Below are 12,618 nucleotides of genomic sequence, written 5' to 3'. Positions count from 1 at the left end.
ATAGCCGGTGGTTGGGACGGACGTCTCTTAATCCTCCGGGCCATTCTCACGGAGTGAAAACGGAATCGGGTTGGAAATCCGAACCGAAACGGGAACAGACCGAAATCGGACGCCGTCTCAGTCAGGTTTCAGCGGAACACCAACGACCGGATGGTCCGTCTGCGTAAGCACGGATTGGGTGATACTGCCGAACAGCACCTTCTGGGCCGGACTTCGCTTTTGACTCAGCCCGATGATTATTTCGTCGGCGTCCTCTGCGTCCGCGAGCGTGAGGATGTCGTGCGCCGGGTCGCTGGCCGCCGTGTTCTGTTCCGTCTCGACGGTCGCGAGTTCCGCCAGTTGTTCCTCGAAGACCGACAGGGCTTCCTGTCCGTCCCTCACTTTCTCCTCGTCGTTACCACCGTGGAGCGAGTTGAGAACCGAGATGGACTCGTTCCCGTCGAGCCGCGACCGGAGATACGCACAGATTTTCTCGCTCGTCTCGGTGCTGTCGGTTCCGACGACGATGTGGGTCATGCGCGGAAAGAGAACCGGGGGTGATATAAAGTGGATGGCAGGGAAAAATGATGATACTTTTCCGCGTCGAACGCTCGCCGAAACTTCCACAGCTATTCAACTCCGCCGCTCCTGATACAGACGTATGGAACAGGTCGCACCCCTCGCGGCGAACGTCCGAGACGCCGAATCCGTCGTCGTGCTTACCGGTGCGGGTATAAGTACCGAATCGGGAATACCGGATTTTCGGAGCGACTCCGGCATCTGGAGCCGCTTCGACCCTGAGGATTTTCATTACCGCCGATTCCGCAACGACCCTGCGGGATTCTGGGAAGACCGCGTCGAACTTCACAAAACGATGTTCGGGGACGGAATCAAACCCAATCCCGCCCACGACGCACTCCGCGAACTCGCCGAGGGAAGCTACCTCCACGCGCTCGTCACGCAGAACACCGACGGTCTACACGAGAGCGCGGCCGCGACATCCGCCGAACTCATCGAACTGCACGGCAACGCCCACCACGTCGTCTGCGACTCCTGCGGTCGCCGAACCAACGCTGGCCCGGTTCGGGAACGCGTCGAATCGGGAGCGCGAGCGCCGCGCTGTCGGGATTGTGACGGAATTTTCAAACCGGACGTGGTGCTGTTCGGCGAGCAGTTAGGGAAAAACGACCTCCAACGCGCCCGCAAACTATCGCGGGAAGCGGACGTTTTCCTCGCAATCGGGTCGTCGCTCTCCGTCGAACCGGCGGCCTCACTGCCGCGAATCGCCGAGCGAAATAATGCGACGACCGCCGTCGTGAACTTCGACGAAACAACGTTCAGCGCGGTTGCCGACTTCGATATTCGCGGGAATGTGACCAATGTGCTCCCTGCACTGTGTGAGGAAGTAACCGACTGATCGCAGTTCACATTCCGCCGGGCGAATAGTTATGCGGTTGGAAGTCTAATGATAGATGATAACGTATGGCACCGTCGAGCTACTTCGTCAGCGCCTTCGTGATGGGATTCCTGCTCGTCCTGCTCGGTCTCGGACTGATTCGCGGGAGGGATTGGCAGCAGTACACCGCGTCGAAACGATCCGATGCGAATTGGAACGACGGCGAAGCCGAGTTCGAACTGCTTCGGTCGGTCGGCGCGAATCAGACCGTCTGGGTGCTCTGTTTTCTGTTCCTCACTCTCGGAATCGGCGCAGGGGCCATCCTGTTCGTCAGCGGAACGGCCGTTTCGGCGTCAGTGCGGCAAACCGCGTGGCTGGCGGTCGTTTCGCTCTCGATTGCGCTGTTCGCCGGATACGTCTTTTGGGGAACCTACCAATCCACCCGCTCTAGAGGGTTGGACAGCGCACAGGCGACGCTCGCGGCGCTGTGGGTGTGGGGCGTGCTGTTTATCGCGGTCGTGACGCTCAAACTCGTTACGGCGTGAATGTGCATCCACGTCACATAATCGAGTACGACGCCGCGAGCGTCAACGCTAGCGCCGCGAGCAGGCCGACCAGCACGATAAGCGAAATCGACCGCGGTTCGGATCGGAGATGCTGGTAGTAGCCCGCGACGAGCAGCGCTTTCGTGAACGACAGCGCGATGATTGCTGCGAAGGCAGTCCAGTACGTGAATCCCGCGAACTCGACGAGAACCTGTACGGTCGCCATCGCGAACAGCACGATGTAAATCGTCGTGTAGAGTTTTGCGTCGGTCATGGTTACAGGATGTAAAACAGGGGGAAGAGGAACAGCCAGACGATGTCCACGAAGTGCCAGTAGAGGCCGAAGTACTCCACCGGTCTCTCGTCGTCCAGATACGCCCCGTTCCACGCTCTGCCAACGAGGTACAACACGATGAACAGGCCGACAATGACGTGCGCGGCGTGCAGTCCCGTCGTGAGGTAGAACGTCGAAGTTCGGACGCTACTGGAAAACGTCAATCCCTCGTGGAACAACTCCTGCCATTCGAGGGCCTTGTTCACGAGGAAGGCAACTCCGAGGGCGAACGTGATGAGAAGGCTGGCGACGAGTCCGCGCTTGCTGTTTCGTTCCGCCGCGACGAGCGCCAGCACGATGCTGAAACTACTCGTGAGCAGGAGGTAGGTGTTCGCCAGTCCGGGCAGCGGGTCGTGGGGAACTGGTTCCCACTGCACCCACCCGCTCGCGACGCGGATGAACGCGTACGAACCGATGAACGCGCCGAACAGCACCACGTCGGAGGCGAGGAAAATCCACATCCCGAGTTTCGTGTTCTCCACGCCCGCGAAGGGCCAACTCTCGCCGAATGGCCCTTCCGGACCGCGGAATCGCTCTCTGGCCATCGAGACGAGCGCGAACCCGCCGAGCGCGAGTCCGCCGCCGAGTGCGACGAGATACGCGATTCCACCGGTGAGTTGGCCTTGCTCGAATCCCGACAGTCCAAGAAACGTGAAAAAGGCACCGACGCTGACGACGACGGGCCAGATGCTCGCGTGGTCTTCGTCGTGTCCGCCGCGGCCACTGCGAGTCGCCTGTGTTCGTGCGCTTTCGTATGCAACCATCCCCCCGTCGGTCGCTCCGTCCGCGACTCCGCTGTCTAACGCGGTTCGCTCCCCGCTCGTCTCGCGTGTAAATCGAAGCGTCCCGTCCGCGAAGCTCGGAACGCCGGGGAAATTTTCGAGCGGCGGTGGCGAGGGAATTGCCCATTCGGTCGTCGTCGAGTACGACCACGGATTGCCGTCTGCAGGGTCGCCCGCAACGAGACTTTTCGAGAGGTTGTAGAACATCACGAGGAACGATGTTCCGAGGATGAACGCGCCGACGGTGGACAGTTGGTGCCACGGGATAAACGCCGGGTCGTAGACGAAATCCCGTCGCGGTGTCTCCCACGCGATGAACATCGGGAAGTAGAGGAGGTTGAAGCCGACGAAGTACATCGCGAAGTGAACCTTACCGAGGAACTCGTCGTACATCTTCCCCGACATCTTCGGGAACCAGTAGTAGAGACCGCCGACGAGCGCCGTCACGCCGCCGACCATCACGTAGTGAAAGTGCGCGACGACCCAGTAAGTACCCCGAAACTCGTAGTCGAGGACGACTGCGCCGAGGAAAACACCCGTAACGCCGCCGAGAATGAACAGTAAAAGCGCGCCGAACGAGAACAGAAACGGAGTGACGAATCGAACGCGACCTTTAATCATCGTGTAGATGAGCGCGAATACCATCAGGTCGAAGGGAAGCGAGATACCGATGGTCGTCGCCATGAACAGAGTTTTGATTTGAAGGTTGATGCTTGTCAGGAACATGTGGTGCATCCAGACCATGAAACTCTGAATTGCCACGAGAATCATCGCCAAGATGAACCATTTTCGTCCGACGAGTCGCCTGCCGGTGAACGTCTGGAACGTTTCCGCCATCACGCCAACGGCCGGGAAAAAGACGATGTACACCTCGGGGTGGCCGAAAAACCAAAACAGGTGCGCCCAGAGAATCGACCCGCCCGCCTGTGCGGTGAAGTAGGTCGTCCCGAGCAGTCGGTCGGAGGCGAGGATGAGCAACGCCGCGAGAAGCGCCGCGAACGCGAACAGCATCATCCACACCGTGAGCAAAATCGTCCACGAAAACAGCGGCATCCGCCAGAGGGTCATCCCTTCCGCGCGCATTCGGTGCATCGTCGTCAGAAAGTTCACGGATGAAACCGTCACCGAGGCGACGAACAGTATCAGCGCCAGCACCGCCGTCGATGCCCCGATGTTTGGCGTGTAGACAGGAAGGTTCAGCGGCGCGTACATCGTCCACCCCCCGGCCAAACTCCCGCCTTGGAAGAAGGAGACGCCGAGCAGGATTCCAGAAAAGAGGTAGAGCCAGTACGACAGCGCGTTGAGTCGCGGAAACGCGAGGTCTTTCGCGCCGATTTGGAGCGGAACGACGTAGTTCGCGAAGCCGAACGCAAAGGGCGAGAGGAACCAGAAAATCATGATGAGCCCGTGGGTTGAGACGGCCTGATTGTACGACATCGAAGAGAGAATTCCGATTCCCGGCGTCCACAACTGAAGTCGCATCAACAGCGCCAGAATTCCGCCGAATACGAGGAAAAAGAGGGCGGTAATCGTGTAGAGGATACCCACATCTTTGTGGTTCGTCGTGACGAGCCATCGTCGGATGGAACTCGTCGGGGGAAATGCACCGTGGGCGTGGGTTTCATCGGTCATGCTGAGCTGGTTTCCATCTGATTTACAGAGCTGTTCGAAGGGTTGTTCACGGAGTTGCCCGTCGAATTGTTCGCCGAATCGTCGGTGTTTTCATACCACGATTGGTACTCACCACGCTCCATCACCACGACATCAGCGGTCATGTAGGAGTGGCCCGCGCCGCAGAGTTCGAAACACCGAACCTCGTAGGTTCCCGTCTCGTCCGCGACGAACCACGTATCGGTCTGCTGTCCCGGTATCGCGTCCGTCTTTACGCGTAGCTCGGGGACGCCGAACGTGTGGAACACGTCGGTGGACGTGACGGTGAGCCGAACCGTCTTCCCTTCCGGAACTCGGAGCGTGCTGGTCTCGTGTCCATTCGGATAGACGAACTCCCAGTTGAACTGCGAGCCGACGACTTCGACGTGCATCGCGTCCTGATTTTCGACCGACGTGTCGTCTTCGACGTAGAGGAGCGTTCCATAGGTCCAAAGAACGAGCGAAACGACTATGATGCCGCTCAGAGCGAACGAAAAGAGCAATTTTCGTCCGCCGTCGCTGCCGGTTGGAAGTTCGCCGAGTCTCGGCGGGTCGAACTCGTGCGTTCCGTTGCCGTCCCGATACGAATACGCCGTGTAGAGCATGTAGCCGATGACGACGACGCTTACGAGAATACCGAGGAGGAGGAACACGCCGAAAATTTGCTGGAACACCTCCGCACGCGTTCCGCGTGGAATGAGGCCGCTCGCACCGTCGTGAAGTGGGAAAAGGCGGATGTGCTCCAGCATCCCGTTATTATTAATGATCTTCCATTATCTTAGGAGTTTCGGAGCTTGGACCGAGAAGATTTTTGTCACTCGAAGTGGTACCATTCCACATGGCAGATAATGACACCCAACCCGTCGTGGACGTCGATGTGAGCGAGGGTACCGCCGAACCGGATTTCGACAGCCTCACCGGAATCGTCGTGGACGGCTTCATCGGCGCCGTCGGCGGTTTGGTCGGCACCGCGGTCATGACCGCGGTTCTCATGGTCGCGGCAACCCTGAACGCGTTCGATTTGAACTCGTTCGCGGTTCTCGCCGACCTCACCGGAACCGGGGTGCTATTTCCCGCGAATCCGGCGGCGGTCGGCTACCTCGTCTTCCTCGGCGGCGGAATGGTGACGTGGCCGCTTCTGTTCGCCTCCATCGGTTCGTACCTGCCGGGCGAAAAGTACGCCACGAAGGGCATCCCCTACGGGTTCGTCCTCTGGACCGGATTCGCCCTCGCGTTCTACGACGGCTACACCGGCTTCCTGCTCGTGCTGTATCTCGTGTTGACCCTGCTCTCTCACTTCGCCTACGGGTTCGCACTCGGGGCCGTCTTCGATTATCTGTCGAAACGCCCGACCACGTTGGTGTAAGCCCGACACTTTCGCGTCCATTCCCCTGACCTTTCTCATTCTACTCCCACGACGACTCGTTTTCGTTGCTCTCGTCGGGCGGTTGCATCGACGTCGAGTACACCTCTTCCGGTTCCTGTTTCTCTTGCTGAAACGTTTCGAGCAGGTCTTCGACGTCCTTCCCCGTCTGCATCTGGTATTCCGACAGTATCGAAACGAGACGGTTGATGTCGCTGTCACTGAGGTCGATGGTGGTCATCATACATAAAAACGGCGCTTACGGGTAAAAGGCTCCATGCTTGCATTGGCATGGTGGTGCTATTCGGGGGACGGAAGCCGATTCTCGGACGGTGTCACCCGACCCAAGTCACTTGTCGTATGGCCACCGACCGCCGAGTTTCAACTCCTCGACGTAGCCCTCGTCGATGCCGTCCCGAATCTGCTCGCGGGGTTTGTGCGGAATCTCGCGTTCTTCTTCCGCAGCCGCGACGACCGCGTTCGAGAGAACGAGCGCCATCGCCCGCAGGTCGCGGATGTCGAGTTTATCCAGCGTGTCGGCGTGCGTGTGGCCCCAGCCGCGTCCGCTTCCCCCCGAACGCGAGTAAGCCATTACGGATGGAACGCCTTCCTGCACGAACGCCCACTGATCGCCGTGCGGACTGATTCCGTCGTGCGTCGAATGCGGGACTTGCATGTCTTCGGTCACTTCTTCGAACGTTTCGCCGAGTTCGGCGAACCCGTTCGTTCCGACGCCGAGATTTCGGGAGTTTCCCGCGCCATCGATGTTGATGACGCACTTCACCGAATCGAGATCGTGCGTTTCGGTCCAGTGGTACGCGCCATAGAGGCCGATTTCCTCCGACCCAAAGGTGACGAGTCGAACCCGGGTATCCAGTTCGACCTGTCTCAGTATCCGCCCGATTTCGGCGACGAGCGCGCTTCCCGCCCCATTGTCGTTCGCGCCCTCGCTGATGTCGTGAGCATCGATGTGGGCGGTGACGAGCACTTCGTCGTCCGTGTCAGGGCCGACGACCGCCTCGACGTTTCTGGAACTCGTCGGCTCGTTTCGGCACTCGACGGAGACCGTCGCGTCATCATTTTCGTGCTCGCGGAGCAGTCGTGCCCCGACTTCGGCGGAGACGCCGACCGCCGGAATCGGACCGGGGCGGTTGTGGTAGCCGATTTCCCCCGTCGGGGGAAGACAACCATCGACGTGGTTTCGGAAGACGAATCCGACCGCACCCGCGTTCGCCGCACAGACGTATTTTTCCATCCGATGAATCCAGCGCCCGCGGTCCTCCGGCGTCTCGCTGGAGGCCATCACGATTTTGCCGTCCAAATCGTGTTTCTCGAAATCCTCGGCGAGCCCGTAGCCGACGTCCACGAGTTCGCCCGTCGCCTCGCCGCTCGGCGTTCCGGGGAGCGCGACGACCTCGTGATCTGCCGTGAGAGTCTCGCCACCGACCGAAAGCGAGGACGACCCGCGCCACCAACCGGGAATCTCGAACTCGTCGATTTCGACGGCGCGCACGCCGCCGCGCTCGAAGGTCGCCGCGATGATTTCCGCGCCCTCCGCTTCGCCCGACTGCCCCGCCATCCGGTTGCCGACGGAGACGAGCGCTTCGAGAGTGTCCCACGATTCCGTGCTCGTGACGGCGTCTCCGGCGACCGATTTTGGTATTCTTGGCATGGTAGTTCGTCCCGCGCAGGCACCAAGAACCTCCTGAACCCGGCACGCCTTACAGCAATCGGCCGCGCCACTCCTAACGACGGAATACGGAACGGCCCGCGGTCGATAACTGAACGGCTATCTTTCAGCGGAGACCAGACTCGGACGGCACGGCCGTCGAGCGGCTTGCCGACCCGACGTTCGACGTGGAAGTCGAAGGCGGACAGGCGTACACTGGCTTCGCCGAGGGGTATCTGACGCCCGATGACGAACCCGACTGTGATTCCTTCGATCTCGTCGTCGCACAAGACGCGACAACCGAATCGAACTAGCTGTTCGAACGATTGACCAATTGACCGAAGTAGACCAACTCAACCTCCTTTTTGTTGGCCTACCATTCGCCGAAGGTGCGGTCTAATTCCCCCGAAGGCGTCTCATAACAATATAGGCAGTGGTGAACCGTTTTGCTATGCCCGGCGTAACTGGTGGTACCGTCAGCAGTCGTGCTATCGGCGAGATGGTAGACGCGATGGACGACGAATCGTGGTATGGAACCGCCGAACTCTCGACTGGCGACTATCGTATCGGACTCGTTCACCACGGCGAGCGAGACGCACGCGGATGGACGACGTGGCGAGACGGCGACCGGATCGGCGTCCTTCACGGCGTGGTGTCGAATCGCGCCGAGTTGGGGCTTTCGACCGCCGAAATCTTCGAACGGGTGCTTGCCGACCCGGATCGCACGCTTCCGGAACTCAGTGGCCCGTTTCTGCTTGCAGTCGCTGACCGAACCTCTACCGTGGTCGCAACCGACAAAATCGGGACGCGACCGTGCTACTACTCGATGGTTAACGGATTCCTGTTCGGAAGCGGACTCAAATCGCTCGTCACGCAACTGCACGACCCGCGAGTGGACGAACGGGGGGTGAGCGACTTGCTCCACATGGGGTACGTGTACGGTCGAAAAACGCTCGTTTCGGACGTTCGTTCGCTTCGGCCCGCCACCTACCTACACCACGAAAATGGTAACGTCAAGACGCAGCGATACTGGGAACCCGACTTCGGCATCGCGCCACAGGAGGGGTACGTCGATGAGGCAGTTCGACGCTACCGCGAGGTCGTCGGCAACGTCGCGGACACTATCGATGGACGAGCGGGGGTGTGGCTCTCCGGCGGACTGGACAGCAGGACGCTCGCCGCCGCGCTGAAAGACGAAATCGGCCCCGTTCAGACGTTCACCTACGACAATTCTGCGACGCAGGAAGACCGAATCGGTGCGGAGCGCGTCGCCGACTCGCTCGAACTTCCGAACCAGTTTCACGACTACTCCGTCGAAGAGTTCGTGAACGCCATCGAACGCGGCGTGGACATCATGGACGGGATGTTACAGTGGTCGTTTTTCGTCAATCTCGCGCCCTCGTTGAACAGCGTCTCCGGACAGGTAGACGTGCTGTTCGAAGGAAGCAGTCAAGGCGAATTTTTCGGCGACGTGATGTATCGCTCGTATCTGACCGGAAAACAACCGGTTGACGCCCTCTCAGTCCTAAAAAGTCAGTTATCCCCCGCTGACGTGCAAACCCTCCTTTCCGCGGATGTTTCCCCAAACCAATCGCTCGGACGCGTGGTCGAAAGAAGCACACAGCCCCGACGAGAACACAGGACGCTCGACGCACTGTGGGAAATTTTTGCGGACTCCCACTTCCGGTCGAATCGCCTCTATCGAAGTCAAGCCGGAACTCGCGTCCCGTTCGCGGACGGGAAGTTCATGAACCACGTCGCGCGAATGCCGTACGATCGGTATCGAATCGGTTCGATTCCCGGCACTCGCGGCAAGGTTCCGTCCGCCGTCGCGCCGCTCAAACTAGAAGTCGCCCGTCGAGTCGCCGGAGCTGCGGCGAACGTACCGTACAACCGGACGAACCGCCCGCCGACCTCTCCGCTCGCGCTTCACGCGGCGGGATTCGTCACGGACAACGTGAAAAAGCGAGTTTTCGGCCAAACCACGTCGCAGATGGGCATTTGGTATCGGACGGATACCAAGATGCAAGCGTTCATCAACGACCTCCTCGACGACGCCTGCACCCGCGACATTTTCAATTCGGACGGGATACGCGACCTCCAGCGCGAGCATCTGGACGAACGAGGAGATTACATCAAGCCAATTTCAGCGCTAACGACCGTCGAACTCTGGTTGCAGAAGCACCTGGACACGCTCCGTCCGTCCGCGGGCCAAAGCGTACCAGCGTGATAGCGAGTATATTTAAATTATCCATGGTATAATGATCCCAGATAAGAAGTTCAAATACAGTTGATTTGACCATCATACTGCCGGGCATGCGGCACATCGGTATGCCAACTCTCTCGAGCGTGGCCACAACCAAAATAAAACATATATTCACTAAATTTTAATAATTATTGGTTTTCGGTCTATTTATCGCCGGTTCTACCGCTTTTCAGGCCTTCTGATAAAAATTTATAAACCACGGGGAAACAGTGGGAGACAGGCTGGTCACGAGTGGACCGACGAACAACAGACAAACGGACAAACGAAACAACCGAAAGCCGCCGGAATACACATATCCTCACCGTATTAGGCGTCTGCTGGCTAGCGTTTCTCGGATACTCCGAGCTGTACGGGGGCGGGGCGAACGTTGATCTCGTCGCCATGACGCTCGGCGCGGGACTGATGATTGCTGGCGCGATCCAGTTCCTTCGCACGACTGATTCCGTGGAACCGAAAGAACAAGGCTAACGCGACGCGTATTTCCTTTGATGAACGTCGGCGTGTTCCTCCTCATCGAACTCTTCGTCTTCGTCACGCTCCTTTCGGTGGGTGGCGTTCTCATCCGCCGATGCCGAGCGTCCGGCGAGTGGCAACCGCGAGGATTACGGGACGCGGAGCGCGACGTCGGAATCGAAGAGGAGTGGCGCTAGTTTCTCGTTGATTATTCGCGCCACTGTCCGTGTAGTTCAGTGTTGTGCGCTCGCTCGTCGGGGTCGTTGATAATCGAAACCATTCCCGACCGGTCGAGGGCGTACTGTCGGGAATCGTTACGCGTGACGAGCGACCGAGTTCTGAGTTCGGTGAGAAGACTCTGAATCTGTTCGACGGACGCCGTCACCTTGTCCGCGATTTCGTGAACCGTCATCAGGCCATCCGCCGCGAGCGTGGCGATAATATCCCACGTGTGATCGTCGTTGCAGAGCGATTCCCGTCGCGCCGCGTCGATGCGAACCACCACGGGGTCGGCATTGGCCAGTTCCACGAGCGACGCGGTTTCGGAAACGGATTTCCGAGAAACCGCCTTGCCGAGCTCGTAGCCGCGCTGGCGAAGCTGTTTTCGGTAGGCCTCGACGGGGTCGTCTTTCTCCGCGGTTGCACTTTCGTCGTCGGCTTCGGTTTCCGGAGTCGATGTTCCTTTTTTCACTGCTTCCTGCTCGGTGGGCGAGTCGGGAGAAGTCGTTTCTTCGTCTTCTCCCGTTTCGGTCGCTCGTTCTTTATCCGCTCGTTCGTCGTTCCCACCCGTCTCGAAAGCATTCAAGTCGGTCTGTTCGTTTTCCAGTTCGGCAACCCGTGCTTCGAGTTCGCGAATTCGCTCGTTTTTCTCTCGAAGTTGTTGGCCGAAATCCTCCGGGGCGCCAACCTCTCCGTGGGCGAGTGCGTTGGCCATCTTCCGTGCGGCGGCGGACACGTCGCGAGCGGTTTGGAGTTCGTCTTCCAGCGCCGCGATTCGCTCGCCTTTGCGTTCCAGTTGGGTTTCCAGTTCCGCAACTCGATTGTGTTCTTGCTCCTGAAGCTCCGTGATGTCCTCCAAATCACCCATCAGCGCATCGCTGACTGACTTCAGTTCGGGGCGCTCGAAGTCGTCCAACCCGGGGGTTGCGCCCGCGTCGAACGTCTGCTTGCGATTGAACTGTACCCGCCGAATCCCGCCGTCCGTCCAGTCCGTTTGGACGAATCCCTCTCCGGCGTTGAGATCTGGAACTGCGTCGCCGTACTCGTCGCCGACGATTCGGCTGACGACTTTCGTGTCGTTTTCCCACGTCAGGCGATGCCAGACTAGCCAGTTCGCCTGCGTGATGAAATCCTTTTTCACGTCGGCGGGGCGCTGGCTGATGCCCATCACGCCCAGTCCGTGTTTTCGTCCGCGCTTGCCAACCTTGATGAGCATTTTTCCAGTTTCGCCCATTCCACCGCCTTCGGGGATGTACTCGTGGCACTCCTCGACCACGAGCAAGAACGGTTTTTTCAACTTCTTTTCCTTGGCGAACAGGTGCCGCGCCGTTTCTCGGATGAGTTCGTCGGCCTCGTCCTCGTCGAGATAGCCTGACACGTCCACGATGATGGGAACGTTCTGTTCGAGCGCGAGCGACGCGATTTTCTCGGCGTGTTCCGCTCCGACTTGGATGTCACACTCCTCGTCAGCCCCGGCGTGGAGCAGTTCGTACTCCTCTTTTAAGCCGTAGTACTCGCCGTCAGCGTCGATGATGGCGACCGGATAGCCTGCATCCAGTAGTTGTTCGACGATGACCGACGCGGTGTTCGACTTCCCCGACCCCGATTTTCCGGTGACGAACCCGCGCCCCGTCAGGATTTCGACCACGGGAATCGAAACCTCGGTTTCGTCGGCGACGAGGTGGCCCACCGGCAGTTGCTGTTCATTGTCCATCTTCTTGCAAGCTGGATTCGACAGAGATTCCTTGAATTTTTGCATCACGCTTCGGACTGTTGACTATTAACGACCGGATGGTCGGCGAATGGTTGTGGTTCCGTCTTCGAATATAAACGTTCATCCGCCAAATCTGTTCGAAAACGGTGAAGGAATGTCGCCACAATCGCTTTCCTGCCAGCGACCGAACCGTCGGATAATGAATTTCTACGCTATTACTCGAATTGCTGGTCGAAACGGCCGTCGAG

Annotated in this window: 14 protein-coding genes; 7 read left to right on the top strand and 7 right to left on the bottom strand. The window is 59.1% G+C overall.

Features of this window, described 5'->3' with window-relative positions:
- Window positions 1-117: 117 nt before the first annotated feature.
- Window positions 118-516, bottom strand: coding sequence for a universal stress protein (locus LIX15_RS08145; protein WP_227773241.1), 399 nt, complete (start codon window positions 514-516; stop codon window positions 118-120).
- Between the two features lie 124 nt (window positions 517-640).
- On the opposite strand from LIX15_RS08145, the gene LIX15_RS08140 reads away from it, so the two are divergent.
- Complete coding sequence (locus LIX15_RS08140; RefSeq protein ID WP_227773240.1) at window positions 641-1,396, top strand: SIR2 family NAD-dependent protein deacylase; 756 nt, start codon at window positions 641-643, stop codon at window positions 1,394-1,396.
- A 65-nt stretch (window positions 1,397-1,461) separates the two neighbouring features.
- Window positions 1,462-1,920, top strand: coding sequence for a hypothetical protein (locus tag LIX15_RS08135; protein ID WP_227773239.1), 459 nt, complete (start codon window positions 1,462-1,464; stop codon window positions 1,918-1,920).
- Between the two features lie 13 nt (window positions 1,921-1,933).
- Here the strand turns inward: LIX15_RS08135 and LIX15_RS08130 are convergent, their stop codons facing one another.
- Genes LIX15_RS08130 through coxB form a run of 3 tightly spaced genes read right to left on the bottom strand, consistent with a single transcriptional unit; the run spans window position 1,934 to window position 5,435 of the window.
- Window positions 1,934-2,194 (bottom strand): cytochrome C oxidase subunit IV family protein, encoded by a 261-nt coding sequence (locus LIX15_RS08130; protein ID WP_227773238.1) that lies wholly within the window; start codon window positions 2,192-2,194, stop codon window positions 1,934-1,936.
- Window positions 2,195-2,196: 2 nt separating this feature from the next.
- Entirely contained in the window at window positions 2,197-4,668 is a 2,472-nt protein-coding gene (locus LIX15_RS08125; protein ID WP_227773237.1) for a cbb3-type cytochrome c oxidase subunit I, read from the bottom strand.
- Window positions 4,665-5,435 (bottom strand): cytochrome c oxidase subunit II, encoded by a 771-nt coding sequence (coxB, locus tag LIX15_RS08120; protein WP_227773236.1) that lies wholly within the window; start codon window positions 5,433-5,435, stop codon window positions 4,665-4,667. The genes LIX15_RS08125 and coxB overlap by 4 nt, the downstream gene beginning before the upstream one ends.
- 89 nt (window positions 5,436-5,524) lie before the next feature.
- On the opposite strand from coxB, the gene LIX15_RS08115 reads away from it, so the two are divergent.
- A complete protein-coding gene (locus LIX15_RS08115) occupies window positions 5,525-6,052 on the top strand; it encodes a DUF6789 family protein (protein ID WP_227773235.1) in 528 nt (175 codons plus the stop codon).
- Window positions 6,053-6,092: 40 nt separating this feature from the next.
- Here LIX15_RS08115 and LIX15_RS08110 read toward each other — a convergent pair whose 3' ends face one another.
- Together LIX15_RS08110 and LIX15_RS08105 are read right to left on the bottom strand one after the other, a co-directional pair.
- Complete coding sequence (locus LIX15_RS08110; RefSeq protein ID WP_227773234.1) at window positions 6,093-6,290, bottom strand: hypothetical protein; 198 nt, start codon at window positions 6,288-6,290, stop codon at window positions 6,093-6,095.
- Between the two features lie 108 nt (window positions 6,291-6,398).
- Window positions 6,399-7,721 (bottom strand): M28 family peptidase, encoded by a 1,323-nt coding sequence (locus LIX15_RS08105; protein ID WP_227773233.1) that lies wholly within the window; start codon window positions 7,719-7,721, stop codon window positions 6,399-6,401.
- A gap of 185 nt (window positions 7,722-7,906) precedes the next feature.
- On the opposite strand from LIX15_RS08105, the gene LIX15_RS32740 reads away from it, so the two are divergent.
- The 4 genes from LIX15_RS32740 (at window position 7,907) to LIX15_RS08090 (ending at window position 10,634) form a co-directional block, all read left to right on the top strand.
- A complete protein-coding gene (locus LIX15_RS32740) occupies window positions 7,907-8,032 on the top strand; it encodes a hypothetical protein (protein ID WP_265338366.1) in 126 nt (41 codons plus the stop codon).
- A gap of 137 nt (window positions 8,033-8,169) precedes the next feature.
- Complete coding sequence (locus LIX15_RS08100; protein ID WP_227773232.1) at window positions 8,170-9,948, top strand: asparagine synthase-related protein; 1,779 nt, start codon at window positions 8,170-8,172, stop codon at window positions 9,946-9,948.
- Between the two features lie 267 nt (window positions 9,949-10,215).
- The gene (locus LIX15_RS08095; protein WP_227773231.1) at window positions 10,216-10,452 is read left to right on the top strand and encodes a hypothetical protein; all 237 of its coding nucleotides are present in this window, start codon (window positions 10,216-10,218) and stop codon (window positions 10,450-10,452) included.
- A gap of 20 nt (window positions 10,453-10,472) precedes the next feature.
- A complete protein-coding gene (locus LIX15_RS08090) occupies window positions 10,473-10,634 on the top strand; it encodes a hypothetical protein (RefSeq protein WP_227773230.1) in 162 nt (53 codons plus the stop codon).
- A gap of 11 nt (window positions 10,635-10,645) precedes the next feature.
- Here the strand turns inward: LIX15_RS08090 and LIX15_RS08085 are convergent, their stop codons facing one another.
- Window positions 10,646-12,370, bottom strand: coding sequence for an ATP-binding protein (locus LIX15_RS08085; protein ID WP_227773229.1), 1,725 nt, complete (start codon window positions 12,368-12,370; stop codon window positions 10,646-10,648).
- Window positions 12,371-12,618 lie beyond the last annotated feature (248 nt).

It is taken from the genome of Haladaptatus pallidirubidus, from assembly GCF_020700235.1.
Taxonomy (GTDB): domain Archaea; phylum Halobacteriota; class Halobacteria; order Halobacteriales; family Haladaptataceae; genus Haladaptatus; species Haladaptatus pallidirubidus.
Note: the sequence above shows the minus strand (reverse complement) of the source record. Positions and strands in the feature narration are given on the sequence as shown.